Origin of the sequence: Ureibacillus sp. FSL K6-0165 (assembly GCF_038004285.1) — a bacterium.
GTDB classification, from domain to species: domain Bacteria; phylum Bacillota; class Bacilli; order Bacillales_A; family Planococcaceae; genus Ureibacillus; species Ureibacillus thermosphaericus.
Map to the genome: position 1 here is coordinate 1135219 of NZ_JBBOQS010000001.1, position 17507 is coordinate 1152725.

The following is a 17507-nucleotide window of genomic DNA, read 5'->3' on the forward strand; positions in this document are numbered from 1 at the left end:
TTAAATGTGGTTTTTTTAAAAAGGATATCAAAAATTATAAAATGTATTGGATATGCCCTTCTTGTCATGAAGAAAATAGCAATCATGTTTTTTATTGTATAAAATGTGGCCATCGATACCAAGATAGTCAATCAACGACACTTAATATGAACAATAATGGTGCTTCTAAATGGAAGAAGTTTACTGAAAATGTAAAAGTTATTGTAATCCTAGAACTTATCATAATGGGAATTGCATGTTTTATTTCTATTGGAGGAGAAGAAGGAAGTGTCAATGGGGTCATCACAACCATCTTTTTGATTCATTTATTTTTTGGAATGTATTATATCATGTTGACATTTTCAAAAAGTGGTTTCGGAGAGGCAATGAAATCTATTTTAATTCAAGGTGGACTATTGATAGGAATGCTAATGATGATTGCATTGACGAATGAGTCGAGTGATCATACAGTTATTGATTCGTACTCTCTTAACTTTTTAAAAAATAATGCCATTGAAGTAGATTATGACAAGTTGTATCACATTGCTTTTGAACGTTATGGTAGCCAAAGGAATCAATTAGTTAAATTCTCTGGAAAAGTGTTTCTTTTAGATGGCAGTGATTATATTTTGATCGACATGTCACCGGAACCATACAAAAACCAAGTGGTTTATGTAAAAAGAAAAGAACAGGATCATATGGTCAGTATAAACGATCAGGTGGAGATTTACGGTAAAGTATTAGGTACTGCTTCAGTTGCAAAACATCTTGATAAACAATTAAATGTTCCAGTCATAGAAAGCTATTCACTCACATTGCGTTAATATATCAATTTGTTTTTCGGGTTTATCCCGATTTTTTTTTTACATAATTTCAGGCAACAATTGATTTCTCTCAATCGTTGAAATAGTCATGCTTATAGGTGTTGAAAGCATATCTATTATAAAATATAGCTTTTTCTAGAAAGTTTTAGATGAAAGAATGAAAAGAAGTTTATTGGGGGGATGAATATGGAAGTTTCCTTATTTGCTACTTGCCTTGTCGATATGTTTCAAGGAAATGTTGGGAAATCGACAGTGGAATTGTTAGAAAGACTTGGTTGTAAAGTAAAATTTCCGACTGAACAAGTATGCTGTGGTCAACCTGCTTATAATAGCGGTTATGTTGAACAATCCAAGAATGCAATGAAAAATATGATTAAAGCTTTTGAGCAAGCTGAGTATGTCGTTGCCCCATCCGGTTCGTGTGCATACATGTTTAAAGAGTATCCCCACATTTTTAAAGGAGATGAAGAGTGGGAAGAAAAAGCTCAACAATTAGCCAATAAAACCTTTGAATTAACGGAATTTATTGTCAATGTGTTAAAAGTTGAAAATGTCGGTGCACGATTGAAAGGTAAAGCTACATATCATACTTCTTGTCATATGACTCGATTGCTTGGTGTTAGAGAAGAACCTATCAAACTGTTAAAAAATGTAGAGGGATTGGAGTATATTGAGCTTTCTGGAAAAGAGCGATGTTGTGGTTTTGGCGGGACATTTTCAGTGAAAATGGGGAACATTTCTACACAAATGGTAGATGAAAAAGTACGTGACATTGAAGAAACAGAAGTAAATATATTAGTCGGTGCAGATGCTGGTTGCCTTATGAATATTGGTGGTCGTATGAGTCGCCTAGGAAAACCGATTCGCATTATGCACATAGCAGAAGTATTAAATAGTCGATAGGGGGATTTAGAAATGGCAATGAAAACAAGCGCTGAACAATTTAAAGATCGGGTAGCAAACAATTTAAATGATTCATTTATGCGCGGGGCAATTTCATCTGCACAAAATAGATTTCAATCCCGTCGACAAGAACGAGTGAATGAATTAGAAAATTGGGAAGAATGGCGAGCTCATGGTGAAGAAATACGAAAACATGTGCTTGATAATTTAGATGCTTATCTATATGAATTAAGTGAAAATGTCTTGAAACGTGGTGGACATGTATTTTTTGCTCAAACAGCTGAAGAGGCATCCCAATATATAAAGAATATTGCAATTCAAAAACAGGCTAAAAAAATTGTAAAATCGAAATCCATGGTGACTGAGGAGATTCATTTAAATGCGGCACTTGAAGAAGCAGGTTGTGAAGTAATTGAAACGGATCTTGGAGAGTATATTATTCAATTAAATCATGAACCTCCTTCCCATATTATTGCGCCATCACTACACAAAAACCGATATCAAATTCGAGACATCTTTGCTGAAAAAATCGGTTATAAAAATTCCGAAAAACCTGAAGAAATGGCTCTTTACGTTCGTGAAAAGTTACGTAAAGAATTTTTAACTGCTGATATCGGGATCACCGGCTGCAATTTTGCAGTAGCGGAAAGTGGAACGGTGACCCTTGTGACAAATGAAGGGAATGCCGATTTAGTTACGGCTTTACCAAAAATCCAAATTACTGTTATGGGAATGGAAAGAATTGTACCTACTTTTGAAGAATTAGATGTGTTAGTCAGTTTATTAACAAGGAGTGCAGTTGGCCAAAAAATATCCAGTTATGTTACAATGATTACCGGCGTAAAAGGGGAAGAAGAATCTGATGGACCAGAAGAATTTCATTTGGTCATTGTTGATAATGGACGTTCCAAAATATTAGGTACAGATTTTCAACCGATTTTACAGTGCATTCGATGTGCAGCCTGTGTCAATGTTTGCCCTGTATATCGACATATTGGAGGGCATAGTTATGGTTCAATTTATTCAGGTCCAATTGGAGCTGTATTAACACCGCTTCTTGGAGGCTATGCCGATTTCAAAGAATTGCCATATGCTTCAACTCTTTGTGGAGCTTGTACGGAAGTATGTCCAGTAAAAATTCCATTACACAAACTATTGCATTTACATCGTCAGAAAATAGTAGAACAAGAAGGAAAGGCTCCCATCTCGGAACGATTATTAATGAGAGCGTTTGGTTTTGGTGCTTCTAGCCCTCATCTCTTTAGTACAGCAACAAAAATTGCATCGTCAATGATGTCTCCCTTTGTAAAGGAAGATAAAATTCCTAGCGGCCCTAGACCATTGAAAGCATGGACAGAAGATCGGGATTTTCCTGCACCAAATAAAGAAAGCTTTCGCAATTGGCTAAAAGAAAGACAAAAGGGGGAGCAAGGATGACTATAACTAATCGAAAATCATTTTTAATGAATATTGCTAAACATCTTGGCCGTCCTATGAAAACGAAAGTAGAACGGCCAGTATGGAAACACTTGCCACAATTTCAAATCTTAAATCATGCAACTCAAGAAGAACTAATAGACGTGTTAAAACAACAATGCCATAATATCCATACAGTTTGTTTGCAAACGACGACTGCGAATTTAGCAAGCACATTGCAACAAGTAGTAGAGGATTATGGTGGTATTTCAGTAATGATCCCAAAAGATGACCGACTCAAATATTTTGGTTTAACAGAAGTGTTTAAGTCATGGCAGTCTAAGGGAATCGAAATATACGAATGGCATCCTCAAAATCGCGAACAAAATATCCAACTAGCAGAAAAAGCGAATATAGCGATATTAATTAGTGAAATGACGTTAGCTGAAAGCGCATCTGTCGTACTATATAGTCATCCAAATAGAGGACGTTCATTAAATTTATTGCCAGAAAAAACAATCGTGCTTATACCAAAAAGTACAATTGTTCCACGGATAACACAAGCGGCACAAATTTTTCATAAACAAGTTGAACAGGGAGAACAAATTCCTTCGTGTATATTGTTTATGTCGGGCCCAAGCAATTCAGCCGATATTGAAATGGTGTTAATTGTTGGTGTACACGGACCTATAAAAGCAACTTATATCATAATTGAAGATCAGTAAACCCGTTTTTAACTTCACCCATTTGAAGTAAATTCTTTCTATTCACTTGCAATAAATAAGTGCAGCTTTTGCGGATGTTAGCAAAGTGCTGCACTTTCATTTTATAAATGTTTTATTTCATATTTAACTTTGCTACTTCCTTATTTTAGAAATTAGAGAACATCAATTCTTACTAGTAAAGCAATTAAAATTTGTAGTAATAATTGAATGTTAACAATTAAATCATTATCAGTAGTTGTAATTCTTACACCTCTAGAATTTTCAACATAAGTTTGTTGTCTATTGATTTGTTTTGATTTTACATTGGCAATTAATTCTTGTGTGATTCTTTCAGCATCTCTGCTGCTGCCACCTATTGAAATGCTAATAACTAAGCTAATTGCAGCTTGCAATGCAACTTGAAGAGATAATGCTGCTTGCGTATCTGTTGTAGTGATTTCTACATCAGCTGAATCAATGACAATAATTTGCTCATATGATTCTTGGATATTTTCGATTGCACCTTCCAAATTATTCATATCACGATCTAATGGATGTGCAGAGGAAGGGTCTAAAGCACTCCATCTTCTATGTTCATTTCTTCTCGTCATATCAATACCTTCAACAGAAGGCATATTTCCACGCCATACTTTGCTGTTACCCATTCATTCATTCCTCCTTTTTGACAGTAGATTGCTATTTTTTAATTGTTTTTACTAGTTTGTTCACATTACTTTCTAAATCCATTAGTAAATTTTTTAACTTTCTTTTTTCTTGTGCGCTTAATCTTGGCTTTCTTAGTTTTACTCCGTGTCTTTTTAGGACACTATCTATTAAAAGATTCACACTCTGGTTAGTAATGGAGTCTAAACTTCGATTACGCCGACTCAAAAATACTCCTCCTTTCTATTTATCTGAAAATAGAATATGTAAGGAATGAAATGATACTTGGGTAAATATTACGAGTTTTTGTTTATTTTCATAATTGAAAGTTAATTGACTTCTTATAGAAATTACTAGAAGAGAAAAAAAACATCATTTTCTAAAAGAGAAAGGTTCTGCATCCAAAAGTTAGATTTTGACTCTAACTTTTAGGGGTCACTACCCTTCTCAAAAGAGAAAATGATGTTTTTAAGTTTTGTCCCAGCTTCTTTAATTAATTTGAATTTGTTTTGTCAGATTTACATGTTCTTTCATACAATAACATAACGCAAATCCTCAATAAATTAACGATGTTTAGGCGGATAACTAATTACCTTTTTACGTTTACACGTATAAATAATAATGAATTTTATAATGGGAGGAACAAGAATGAATAGGGAGTTAATGCTTTCTTTATTGAACAAAGTGGTTAGAGTAGATCGCGGTGGGCCTGAGTCTAGGGTTGGTAAAGTATTTTCTGCTCAATCTGATTATTTCGCATTGTTGACAGAAGAAGATGGAATAGTGTTTTACAAATATCAACATATCAAGAGTATTACTCAAGATTCAAGAAATGGCATGAAGTTGAATGTTGAAGTTCCTGAAGATTATCCATTTGCTAGTTTCATGGATTTCAGATCCGTATTAAATGAATTACGTCATAAATGGGTTAAAATTAACCGCGGTGGACCTGAGTCAGTGGAAGGTGTATTAGAAGAAGTATTTGATGATTTTATAACAATTGTAAAAAATGAAGAAGTAATCCGCGTGGCAATGTTCCATATTCGAAATGTGAGTTATGGACCAAAACCAGAAAAGAAACCTGAAAAGCAAGATGAAGAAAATAACTAATAACAAATTAAAAGGGGAGACTTCGTGCGGATTGCATTAAAAAGGAGGCCCTAATGTTGAATGCTGAATTTTTGTTAGATACAATAAAAGGTCTTGAAGGTTTAGAGATTGGCTTATTTTTAGCTGAAAATCAATCCATTCAAGGTACTTTATTAAGTGTTCAAGAAGACCATTTAATTGTTAAAGTCAACGAAAATGTAATATATTTCCCTATCACCCAAATCAAAGCATTATCGAAAAACGCAAAAGAATCAAGTGTCATAAATAAGGGATTTAGTAACACTTCACTTAACAGATTTAAGTTGGAAGAAATATTAAAAACAATGTATTTACAATGGATTACTGTTAATAGTTTTGGCAATAAAAGCTTTTCAGGAGTGCTCAGCAATGTTTATGAAGATTATATCGTGTTGATTAACGGAGAGAATCAATACTATATTTTAAAGTCACAGATTACAAGTATTCTCAATGAACAAATCGATGAAAACCAAATTATAAATCTAGAGGCTAATGGAATTGCCAATACAGCATTGACTAATTTACCAACATCCAATTTGACTTCAGAGGATGGGCAACTAACTGAGGAGCAAAAGAAAGCTATATCAGATGCAATTAAAGAAAAGGTAAAACAGCTTTTTCCAAAGACAAATGAAGATGAACAGCAAGATACAACATCAGATATGAATATAGACGATTTAACGGCGACAATAACACAAGAAAATCAACTTGAAGAATCATCTCCATCACAAAATGAAGAAACCCTCCAAGACGAAAGGTTAGCACAAATCACTGCAACATCGAAAAATATCCTCCAAGAACCACCATCAAAACTAGAAGCGACCCTCCAAAATATCGAAAACAATCCAACAAAACAGCAAGAAAACACATTAGCTATTTCAAGCAAAAACTCCAAAAAAACCCAAAAAAGACCATTCTTCCATGAGGTAAAATTCAATTCTCCAATACAAGAATGTACTTGGGAAGATATGACGATGGAATCGCATAGTCCAAGTAAAGAGAAGGAACAAACTGAATTATTTTATGAAGATCAAGAATTAAAAAAAACAGAAATGAGTTTAATCGAAAATACTGTAAAGATTGCAGAAAAAGAAGATTTCGAAATCAAAAATTTATTAGAACCGTCGGAAGAAATACAACAATTATCTGAAGATGTGTATGAAATTCAACCAGTATCCGGAAAGATAATTGCAGCCCAACAAATAGATGATGCAGAAGAAATCGTTGAAGAAATCATGGAACCAATTGAGTGTACATCTTCCAGTGAAGAATCAGAATTCATACACGAACCTGTAAAAATGTTAATGGAAGATAATAAGCGACTTTTAAAATATCAGTACTATGCATTAATGAAATTTGCAGAAAGAATGTATCACATCGAAAACCAATATCGAGCGATCATGAAACATGCTGAGAAGATGTATTTGCAGTTAAAGGAGAGAAGTTATTATTAAGGTTGATAGGAGAAGGAGGGAAAACGAATATGATGCTCCTTTACTTCTCAATTGTGGGTGTCTTATTTTATAAATTATTTTTGCAACCACCTTCGCCAGTAAAAGAAGAAACAGTGATAGAAACAGATCAATCAACTTATGAACAATCTAAGGCGGCTGTTTAAATGGTAGATTATTCTACAATATTAATGTTAACCATTTTTTTAATCTCCATAGGTATAATGCTATGGAGACCTAAAGGAATCAATGAAACGATTCCCATTACAATAGGGGCTGCGATTATTGTCATACTAGGATTTGTAAGCTATGAAGATCTTAAAAGTATACTAAGTATTGTAAGTGGCCCCTCACTTACAATACTTTCTACTATTATGATGTCCATTGTATTGGAGAGTATTGGTTTTTTTAAGTGGATTGCTCAAAATATCATATTAAAATCGAATAATTCAGGGCTTAGGCTTTATATATATACCAATTTGTTATGTTTTTTTATGACTATGTTATTTAATAATGATGGAAGCATACTCATAACAACTCCTATCATTATCCACATCATCAAGTATTTAGCACTTAAACCACCTCAGTATATCCCCTATTTAATTTCTGGGGCGCTGATTGCAACAGCATCTAGTGCGCCGATTGCTGTAAGCAATATTTCGAATTTAATCGCATTAAAAATAGTTGGTTTAGATTTAAATAGCTACGTAAAAATTATGTTTATTCCATCGATGATAGGCATTTTAACAATGAGTTTATTATTGTATTTACTTTTTAGAAACCATATTCCGAAACAATTAGGATTACTAACTTTCAATGATAAACCGTCGAATATCTTTACTCATCCCCTTGATCCATCAGCTCAATCTGAATTAGACAAAAATTTATTTAAAATATGCATTGCCGTAGTCGTCATTACAAGAGGGGCATTTTTTGTTCTTTCACCATTTGGTATTCCATTAGAGTTGATTGGATTATTTGGAGCATTCATATTAATTACGATTCGTTGGTTAAAAATGAGAGTCGGAATAAAAGATGTAATTATCAATTCTCCGTGGCATATATTAATTTTTGCCTTTAGCATGTATGTACTCGTATATGGATTGAAAAATGTAGGATTAAACACATTGATTATTTTAAATTTTAAAGAGTTTATTGAACAAGGTACATTTAATGCAACAATGATTATGGGATTATTAACTACTGCTCTTTCCAATATTTTTAATAATTTGCCTGCCGTGATGATTGGAACACTTTCGATTACAGAAATGGAATTGAATCCATTATTAATGCAAGTTGCATATCTAGCTAATGTTATGGGAAGCGACATTGGTGCATTATTAACTCCAATCGGTACATTAGCTACACTTCTTTGGATGTTTTTACTAAAAAAACATCGAATTAAAATAACTTGGGGAAAATATATTAGCGTTACAATTTTAATCATACCAGTTACACTCATGGTGAGCTTGCTCAGTTTATATTTGTGGATACTTCTTATCTTATAATAGCGTTCTGAATGAAATGATGAGGTGTAGGAAATTAAAAATTACACTCATATTCATGCTCCTCCTCTAGTTGCTAAGGAATTCATCCTAATTAGAGGAGGAGAAATGCTTATAATAGTGATTCAAGTTGGTCCGATAAAAATTGATTACGCTTTTCAATAAATTGTAGAATATATTCTTTTTCACTCATGAAAATTTTTTCGTTATGTTTTATATATGGATCTTTTTCGATATAGGGCAGAATTAGAGCTTGCAGTTGTTCAATTTGGGGTTTAATTGCAGAAGGAATAAATTGTTTGTGTAGTGTGCTTTCTAAAATCCGACGATACTTTTGTTTAAAATGCTCGTTTTCTAATATACGAGCAGTTAATGTGTTGTATCCCCAAATTGGTACATATTCAAGTTCAAGGGGCTCTCCGTGTAAGTTCCTTCCCCATGAACCATCATAATCCCATGGGGAGATTTCAAATAGTTGAGTTTCACTATTATGATATAAAGCATAATTATGAATAAATCCATCAAAATTTTGCGTGCAAACTGCCCCAGCAAGCCACAGTAAATATTTTTCAATATCTAATACTTTCACTATTTCTTCATTAAATTTATCTTTAGGATAAGTGTTAATAATGACTAACATTTTTATTAGATGTTCTTCTTCCTGAAAGGAATATTTTGTTGTATAACCATCCATTAATGATTTTTTTATATATCCTTCAGGCGTATATAAAGAGAAATTGGCATCATCATTCGTAGCATAATAGATTGAACCATCCGGCAAATTTCTCTTCTTTAAGAAGTACTCATCAAAAGACTCAATGGCTAGATATACTCCTTCACTTTTCCCATTGATGAACAATTGAATATGGTTGGAATTTGGAGAGAGAACACCGATTTTTTGAAAGAAATCAAAAGATAATTTATTTCGAATCAAAGAAGGATCATTAAACTCCGCATTTAAATGGATTTCATGGTGACCGTCCATTAGATGGGGATGTTCAAATATGATATGATAAGACTTTTTTTTATGTTTTCGAAGTTGATTTCCTCTCAAACTAATTTGAATGTCATAACTTTGGCTATTGATTGTTAGTTGGGCAAAAAAATAATGTTCTGTCCAAATATTTTTATATAGTTTTTTCAAATCGCTTTTTGATATTTCAATAAAATAAGTTTCCACACAAATGCCTCCTGAAAATGCCTCTTTATATTGGTAAATCACCTAAAGTGTTTGAAATAAATTACATAAACTATAAAGAACAAATCATTGTGTTTGGAGGGGATTATCATTAGTACTTTAATTGTTGATGATGTTAGGAAACTAGTTGAAATTGCTAAAGAGAATGATTTAATTCAATATATGTATAACAATCCAATTGAAGACCCAGAGTTAATTCAAACAACAATCGCGGTAAAAAATAAGAAATCGAATGGCAGCAAAGGTGGATCCAAAGGAAATAAAAAAGGAAGTAAAGGTTCAAAAGGAAATAAAAGTGGAGGTTCTAAAGGAGATAAACAAAAAAGCAAAGGCTCAAAGGGGAATAAAAACGACTCTAAAGGAGATAAGCAAAGAGAGAAAGGTTCAAAGGGAAATAAACAACAAGGAAGCAAAGGCTCAAAGGGGAATAAAAACGGCTCTAAAGGAGATAAGCAAAGAGAGAAAGGTTCAAAGGGAAATAAACAACAAGGAAGCAAAGGCTCAAAAGGGAACAAAAGCGGCGGATCAAAAGGAGATAAGCAAAGAGAGAAAGGTTCAAAAGGGAACAAAAAACAAGGAAGAAAAGGATCGAAGGGGAATAAAAACGGTTCTAAAGGAAAAAAGGAAGAAAATAATGCCCTTTCATCATTAGCAGAAGAAATCCAAGATAAAGTAAAGGAATTTGTTCAAAAACAACAAATGAATTAACAATCTAAATAGATTGCAAGGAAATGAAGAATGCCAGGCATGTACCTGGCATTTTTTAATAATGAAAACGATTAATTATGCGGCTAAGATGAATAGCTTCTTCCGCTAGTTTTGTAGCATTTTGAGCGAGTGCATTTATGCCTTCCACTTGAATATCTACGCTTTCATTTGTAGCTACAACCATATTTGTAAAATCTTCTGCAATTGTATTCACTTGCTGCATAATCTCCTGTAGTTTATTTCCGTCTTCATGAACAAGATCAACAAATTTTCTATTATTTAATACTAAATTTTTTGTTGAAAGCGTTGTTTGAATTAATTGTTCTATGACTTGATCTGTTTGAGAAACGGCTTCCATCCCTTCATGAATAGCCTTCACATTATCTTCAACTTGAGCTACAGTAGTTTCTAAATCTTTATATGTTTTTTCTAATAATGTCATAATTTCTTCTGCAAATTCATTCGTTCCTTCAGCGAGTTTTCGAACTTCATTCGCGACAACTGCAAAACCGCTCCCCGCTTCACCAGCCCGAGAAGCTTCAATGGAAGCGTTAAGTGCAAGTAAATTTGTCTGTTTGGCAATTCTTGTAATGGAGGCAACTTTATCCTTCACAGCATTTGCTTCTTGAGTGATTTTGCGGATTTTCGCTGCAGAGTTTGCAACTTCAGTTTGAATTTTTGCCATTTGGCTGTGGGCAATTTGAATGGCTTCTTGTCCCTTACTTGCATCTTGTAATGCATCATCTGCACCTACCACAGCTTTCTCAACTTCTTCTTGCATTTCTTGTACTTGATTCATCATCATTTCTACCATTTCGTTGGCGTTAGTGATTGAGTAACGTTGTGTTTCTGCACCACTACGGAAAGTTTGGACAGCTGCTGATAATTCTTCAAAAGTTGTCGAAATGCGTTGTGTTTCTTTTTCTTGTTCTTTACTAATTCGTTCCACAGTTTCCGCGGCATGTTTAAATTCATCAATTATCGCACGAATCCCTAAAATAATTTTATTGATTTCATAACCGATTTGGTGAAATTCATTGCGAAGACCTACCTTTTCAATTTGTGCACTCAAGTTGCCAGAGGATATTTTTTTTGTAACGCTATACCATTCTCGCAAATTTTTCATTATGATAGTATAAAAAATTAAACTAAAAATAACCGTAACAATTGCTGTTCCAATGAGGACACTTGTTGTCATAGATAAATCATTGCTTAAAAAATAAGCAATGATAGCAGGAACTATACTGGACAAAGTAATTAAACTTCCAAATATTGCCCCAATAAAAGGTCGTTGAACTAGTCTACCCATTCTCAGATTAAAGCGTTTCCCATTCTTATCTGTTAACAGTGGGCAAGATGCATCAATAAGTATTTCTCCCGTATCTCTTGGATAAATTTGCAATAGTCCTGTATTAGTTTTGGCAGCAGCCAAACCCACTTCATCGGTGAAGGATGAACCTTCTCTTAAGCGGTTCGTATGAATATAACCTAAACCATTTTCATCAACGATAACAAGGTATTCATCTCGGGCAAGTTCTTGATCCAATACAGTACGAATTTGATTTATTTGTTCTTCAATTGTTTTTTCATGGTCCCAGACGCTTCTAACTTTGGATGCGACATTTTGAACTTTCATCAGTGCCTTTTTTGCAACATTTGAACGTAATAATTTACTCATATTCACTCCCCCTGGATATATATCCTTGCATAATCCCCTTTGTATGTATTTAAAAATACCCTTTTTAGCATCTATACTTTGAACGAGTATAGATGTCATAAATTGTAATTCTATTATATCAGCAAATTAGACTAACTTTAAGGAAATATATGAAAAATTTTGGATAATCTGTATTATTAAATGAGTATTATTGCATTAAATCAATTTAAATTGCTATGGTTTATTTGTACCAGAAAATAGTCATCTTCTCATAAGAATCGTTTACATTTTTCCTTCATAAATTCATTGTAACCTTCGTTTAATCATGTCACAATGAGTGGTAGTATTATAGATTTGAAAAATTCAGTAAATTTTCTGGAGTGAATTTGTGTGGAGATAGTTGAAAAAGTAATAACCTAGTAGGAAGAAATTTATATTAATGAAACCTATAATTTTGACTAATAAAAATTGATTCAAAAACTTTCATCCTTCTAACGAATTAATAACTTTTCTATGTTCTGGTTCGTAAGTAGTGAATCATCCTAAACCGTTTTTTTGTCTTACACATAAAATGATAAGAGGAATACTTTAGAGGTTTTACTCTATTAACTTTCAATAAGAAGAGGGATGAAAGATGGATATTATTATATTAGAAAATTATATATATCCTGAGTCAGTTATTATCATTCCGGTACTTTATCTACTTGGATTGTTTTTGAATCGAACGCCAAAAGTTCCGCCATGGGTCACTCCTTGGGTACAAGTTGTTCTCGGAATTGCATTTTGTATCGGGTATTATGGATTTATTATTGAAGCGGTGATTCAAGGGATATTAGTAGCAGGAGCAGCTGCGATTGTAAAGGATTTATTCCATAAAGCCAATTATTTAACAAAGAGAGACCAAAACGGAAAAGAATAATCTATTTTATTAATATAAAGATGATTGGCTGAATCAATAAAGGTTCAGCTATTTTATTGCGGACAACTTGTAATGAAGGGACATGTTGGAAATTTATTGGTAGTAGCCTGTTGAAAAAAAGTTAATGATTATACAAAAAGAGGAATCAACAATTGAATAATGCAAAAAATAAGCAAGAACTCACTAAGGTTTGATTATTTATTAGGAGAAAATTCCTTTTAATATTGTTCATTTTCTCTTAAATTATCCATTCAAAAGTTTATTTTTGTGTGATAAAATTCTAAACGAAATTGATAATCATTATCGTTTTTAATTTCACCCAGGAGGATACATAATGGAAACACACAATTTATATGATGTGACAATTATTGGGGGAGGACCTAGTGGTTTATTTTCCGCATTTTACTGCGGTTTAAGAGAAATGAAAACGAAAATCATTGAATCCCAAAACTACTTAGGGGGTAAAATAAATGTTTATCCTGAAAAACTAATTTGGGATGTTGGTGCATTAACGCCAATTACAGGTGAGAAATTAATTCAACAATTGATAGAACAAGCAACGACTTTTGATCCAACTGTTGTGATAGGAGAAAAAGCAACGGAAATTTCTAAAAATGAAGAAGGTATATTCGAAATAAAAACAGATAAAGGACATACTCATTTTTCAAAAACGGTAATCGTAGCAATTGGAGGTGGCATAATCAACCCTCAGAAGCTTGAAGTGGAAGGGGCTTCTAAATTTTATAGTTCCAATTTAAATTATACAATTAAATCCACTAGCGTCGCATTAAAATAATTTAACACCTTCAAATAAACCGAATTTTCTGAAATATAATCTAAACACAAAAAAATCCTTTATAATGGTTGGGTGGTAGTAAACCATCCAAATCCAATACAAAGGACAAAACCATGGATAAGTTTACACGAAAAACATCATTTGAACAATGGTTTTCACCGATTAATCGTCCATTATTTGACGACCTAGTGAAAACACATCAATTAAATCACTATACCAAGAAGCTTTATATGGCTTCATTTATGAAACTGCTTTTGTATGCCCAACTCCATGAAACCGAGAGTTTACGGGCGTTGAGTGACGCTGTCTTTTTAGAAGAATTACAACGAGCAACGGGATTGGAATCGATTAGTTTTTCACAGTTAGGGAGACGAATCAATACCATCCCAACTGAGTTCTTTCAAACGATTTTTCTCGATTTAGTGGCACAAATTCATCGGAAAACCAATTTCCAAACAAGAAGAAAAGTGACAACGCCTTTGAAAATCATTGATTCGAGTACATTACCGCTTAATTTGACCAATCATAAGTGGGCAGAGTTTCGAAAAACAAAATCAGGAGTAAAGCTTCACTTACGACTTGTTTTTATGGAAAAAGGACTCTCCTATCCAGATAAAGCCGTACTCACGAATGCCAACGAACATGATCGTGGTCAACTAGAAGTATTCGTGGATGACAAAGAATGCATGTACGTGTTTGATCGTGGTTACTTGGATTATGGGCGCTTTGATCAAATGACGGAAGATGGCTATTTCTTTGTGACCCGTTTGCGTAAAAACGCTGTTGTCCGAGTGTTAGAATCCTTTTCGTTACCAGAAGATTCACCCGTATTCTCTGATGAAATGGTTGTCATTGGAACACCACAAAATCGTTCTGAAAACGTGTTTCGCTTACTCAAATTGCATGATACAAAAGGAAATGAGCTTCATTTACTGACAAATCGGTTTGACATTGACGCAGATGAAATTGCAGAAATCTACCAATCACGTTGGGCAATCGAACTTTTTTTCAAATGGATGAAACAACATCTGAACATTAAAAAGTTTTTTGGTCACAGTGAACAAGCTGTACATAATCAAGTGTACGTAGCCATGATAGTGTACTGTCTGAATGTTTTAGCTCAGCTGAACACGAATAGCGAACGCAGTTACTTACAAATTAGTCGCTATTTGAAGGCTTCTTTGTGGAAATCCGCTCACATTTGGTTACGAAAAATCGAAGGAAACGGCGTCCCATAAAGGTTTGCCAGTCGTTGTTGCACAAGTCATAGGTTTATAGTAAAAAAATGGATGTTTACTACCCTCGCTTAGGTGTTTTCGTTTTTTCTCTAAAGTCCAGAAAAAATAAAACTGAAAATTCAGACACCATTTATGCGACGGTAGTGAATTAAATCTTTAAAAAAATTTAAAGATAAGATTGTAATCGTTTCAGGTGGAGGACATACAGCAGTTGATTGGTGCAATGAGTTGGAGCCGATTGCGAAAAAAGTTTATTTAACATATAGAAAAGGTCAATTGAATGCCCATGAAGCACAAGTATCACAATTATTGAACAGCTCGGTTGAATGTTATTTCTATACAGAAATCACTAAATTAATTCCAAGCCAAGATGGTATGTCCATTGAGAAAGTGGAATTAACGAATAATCAGACAGGAGAAATCACTTATTTAAATGTAGATGAAGTGGTTGTGAATCATGGATATGTAAGAGAAAAAACTTTACTTGAAAATAGTCCGTTACAGATTGAATTCGCAAATGAGCACTACATTAAAGCGAATATATATTGTGAAACAAACATCCCAGGGCTTTATGCAGTGGGGGATGCAGTTGATTATGAAGGAAAAGTTCACATGATCGCTGGTGCATTTCAAGATGCAATCAACGCAGTAAATAAGGCTAAAGTGTTTGTTCAACCGGATGCAGAAGCTATTGGCATGGTATCTTCGCATAATGAGGTCTTCTATAAACGAAATCGGGAACTAATTGAAAAACTGATTTAATTTTTTAACTTCTGACTCAATATCGTCCGTTAAATGCAATGCTTCAAGGAGATGAAGATGAAACAGCCATTTTCATTATGCGAGCGATAGGATTCATCTTCAGTCAAACAAGAGTAGAAATGGTTGATGAGTAGGAATTTGTCATCAAGCTGATGATATAAGGGAAAGAAGAGTTTTAGATTGTAAAGCCGAAACCTATTTATCCAGAACGTATGAAAGATAAGCTTCCTTCTGCTGTTGGAGGGGCGAAAAATTTTAACCAATTTATAGATATAGAATGCAATATCTTCAGCAGTATGGAAGAAATGGTGTAATGAGGAATAAAATTATACAGAGGGCTTAGCTTTTTTGGGCTATGTCCTTTTTTGTGATTATGATTGCGGTTTTGGTAATTGAGAAGGGTTAGCATTTTTGTAAAGTGACTTTCTAAAAAAATACTTACCACATCACCCCTAACGAATTGTAACAAATGCCTATAGAATTGAAAAATTAGCCTGTTCACATCATTTTACTCATTCATATACTAATATGAATTCTGTAAATGTGGAGGGTTGATGCATGGTTACAATAAGCTTGTGTATGATCGTCAAAAATGAAGAAAACGTACTAGAGCGTTGCTTAAATAGCGTAAAAGACCTTGTTGATGAGATCGTTATTGTTGATACGGGCTCGTCCGACAACACAAAGGAAATTGCAAAAAGATTCACTGATAAAGTATTAGATTTTGAGTGGATTGATGATTTTTCAGCAGCGAGAAATTTTTCTTTTAAACATGCCACAATGGATTATATATTTTGGCTAGATGCCGATGATGTCATGTTAGAAGAAGACCGACAAAAATTTAAAAAATTAAAAGAACAATTAACAAGCGATGTTGATGCGGTGTCAATGGTGTATCATCTTGCTTTTGATGAGTACAATAACCCTATCTATAGCTTTAGAAGATTTCGATTAGCCAAAAGAGAGAAAAATTTTGTTTGGAAAGGAGCTGTTCATGAATACTTAGAAGTTAGAGGGCGATTACTCCAATCTGATGTTGCGATTACTCATCGGAAAGAAAAAAAGGAAGAACGGAATGATCGGAATATAAAAATTTATGAAAAACTTTTAGAAAAAGGAGAAAAATTCACACCAAGAGATCTATTTTATTATAGCAATGAATTAAAAGATCACGGCCAGTATGAAAAAGCAATTGAATATTACGAAAGATTTATAAATCATGAAGATGGTTGGGAAGAAGAAAAAATCCGTGCATGTATTAATATGGCTTTTTGTTATAGAAGCTTAGGAAACATAGAAAAAGAAATCGAGACGTTAATCCGTTCGATACAATACGATGTACCAAGACCAGAAGTATCTTGTCGAATGGGTGATTTGTATCTAGAAAGAAAACTCTACGATAAAGCGATTATGTGGTATCAGTTTGCTTTAATGGTAGACACATCAAACATACAAGGTATTGTACAAAAACCATATTCTACTTGGTATCCATACTTACAGCTTTGCGTTTGTCATTGGCATAAAGGGGATAAAGAATTGGCAGTCGAATATAATAAAAAAGCAAAAGAATATCGTCCGAATGATCCATCAGTGCTTTATAATGAAGAATTTTTCAAGAAGTATTTCGAAGAACAAAACAATGAAAAATAAAACAGG

Annotated in this window: 15 protein-coding genes and 2 pseudogenes; 14 read left to right on the plus strand and 3 right to left on the minus strand. The window is 33.5% G+C overall.

The annotated features are described in order from the left end of the window. The first annotated feature begins 41 nt into the window (after positions 1-41). The 4 genes from NST00_RS05595 (at position 42) to NST00_RS05610 (ending at position 3847) form a co-directional block, all read left to right on the plus strand. Entirely contained in the window at positions 42-803 is a 762-nt protein-coding gene (locus tag NST00_RS05595; protein ID WP_340709734.1) for a hypothetical protein, read from the plus strand. Between the two features lie 186 nt (positions 804-989). Then, complete coding sequence (locus NST00_RS05600) at positions 990-1706, plus strand: (Fe-S)-binding protein (RefSeq protein WP_016839159.1); 717 nt, start codon at positions 990-992, stop codon at positions 1704-1706. Positions 1707-1718: 12 nt separating this feature from the next. Further along, positions 1719-3143 (plus strand): LutB/LldF family L-lactate oxidation iron-sulfur protein, encoded by a 1425-nt coding sequence (locus NST00_RS05605; protein WP_339287886.1) that lies wholly within the window; start codon positions 1719-1721, stop codon positions 3141-3143. Then, positions 3140-3847 carry a LutC/YkgG family protein gene (locus NST00_RS05610; protein WP_340709735.1) on the plus strand — a complete coding sequence of 236 codons (708 nt, stop codon included), beginning with the start codon at positions 3140-3142 and terminating at the stop codon, positions 3845-3847. The genes NST00_RS05605 and NST00_RS05610 overlap by 4 nt, the downstream gene beginning before the upstream one ends. Positions 3848-3999: 152 nt before the next feature. Here the strand turns inward: NST00_RS05610 and NST00_RS05615 are convergent, their stop codons facing one another. Continuing rightward, the gene (locus tag NST00_RS05615) at positions 4000-4443 is read right to left on the minus strand and encodes a spore coat protein (protein ID WP_408647331.1); all 444 of its coding nucleotides are present in this window, start codon (positions 4441-4443) and stop codon (positions 4000-4002) included. A 694-nt stretch (positions 4444-5137) separates the two neighbouring features. On the opposite strand from NST00_RS05615, the gene NST00_RS05620 reads away from it, so the two are divergent. The 4 genes from NST00_RS05620 to NST00_RS05635 are packed head-to-tail and all read left to right on the plus strand — an operon-like array spanning position 5138 to position 8576. Then, a complete protein-coding gene (locus NST00_RS05620) occupies positions 5138-5599 on the plus strand; it encodes a hypothetical protein (RefSeq protein WP_016839164.1) in 462 nt (153 codons plus the stop codon). A 53-nt stretch (positions 5600-5652) separates the two neighbouring features. Continuing rightward, on the plus strand, positions 5653-7071 hold the full coding sequence (locus NST00_RS05625) for a hypothetical protein (protein ID WP_016839165.1): 1419 nt from the start codon (positions 5653-5655) through the stop codon (positions 7069-7071). Between the two features lie 29 nt (positions 7072-7100). Further along, positions 7101-7235: a hypothetical protein gene (locus NST00_RS05630; RefSeq protein ID WP_016839166.1), complete on the plus strand. Its 135-nt coding sequence runs from the start codon at positions 7101-7103 to the stop codon at positions 7233-7235. Continuing rightward, the gene (locus NST00_RS05635; RefSeq protein ID WP_016839167.1) at positions 7236-8576 is read left to right on the plus strand and encodes an ArsB/NhaD family transporter; all 1341 of its coding nucleotides are present in this window, start codon (positions 7236-7238) and stop codon (positions 8574-8576) included. A gap of 109 nt (positions 8577-8685) precedes the next feature. On the opposite strand, the gene NST00_RS05640 is transcribed toward NST00_RS05635, so the two are convergent. Next, complete coding sequence (locus tag NST00_RS05640; protein ID WP_340709736.1) at positions 8686-9753, minus strand: CotH kinase family protein; 1068 nt, start codon at positions 9751-9753, stop codon at positions 8686-8688. Positions 9754-10003: 250 nt separating this feature from the next. Between NST00_RS05640 and NST00_RS05645 the strand changes: the two genes are divergently transcribed. Continuing rightward, positions 10004-10423: a hypothetical protein gene (locus tag NST00_RS05645; protein WP_340709737.1), complete on the plus strand. Its 420-nt coding sequence runs from the start codon at positions 10004-10006 to the stop codon at positions 10421-10423. Between the two features lie 111 nt (positions 10424-10534). Here NST00_RS05645 and NST00_RS05650 read toward each other — a convergent pair whose 3' ends face one another. Continuing rightward, on the minus strand, positions 10535-12157 hold the full coding sequence (locus tag NST00_RS05650; RefSeq protein ID WP_096549649.1) for a methyl-accepting chemotaxis protein: 1623 nt from the start codon (positions 12155-12157) through the stop codon (positions 10535-10537). Positions 12158-12770: 613 nt separating this feature from the next. Here NST00_RS05650 and NST00_RS05655 point away from each other — a divergent pair. From NST00_RS05655 to NST00_RS05675, 5 genes and pseudogenes are all read left to right on the plus strand, one after another. Further along, positions 12771-13055 carry a phage holin family protein gene (locus tag NST00_RS05655; RefSeq protein ID WP_016839171.1) on the plus strand — a complete coding sequence of 95 codons (285 nt, stop codon included), beginning with the start codon at positions 12771-12773 and terminating at the stop codon, positions 13053-13055. A gap of 334 nt (positions 13056-13389) precedes the next feature. Continuing rightward, positions 13390-13830, plus strand: a pseudogene (locus tag NST00_RS05660) (NAD(P)/FAD-dependent oxidoreductase); the annotation flags it as partial. 134 nt (positions 13831-13964) lie between these two features. Further along, positions 13965-15089, plus strand: coding sequence for an IS4 family transposase (locus NST00_RS05665; protein WP_339287653.1), 1125 nt, complete (start codon positions 13965-13967; stop codon positions 15087-15089). Positions 15090-15236: 147 nt separating this feature from the next. Further along, positions 15237-15851, plus strand: a pseudogene (locus tag NST00_RS05670) (NAD(P)/FAD-dependent oxidoreductase); the annotation flags it as partial. A gap of 558 nt (positions 15852-16409) precedes the next feature. Continuing rightward, entirely contained in the window at positions 16410-17501 is a 1092-nt protein-coding gene (locus NST00_RS05675) for a tetratricopeptide repeat-containing glycosyltransferase family 2 protein (RefSeq protein ID WP_016839173.1), read from the plus strand. The last annotated feature ends 6 nt before the right edge of the window (positions 17502-17507 follow it).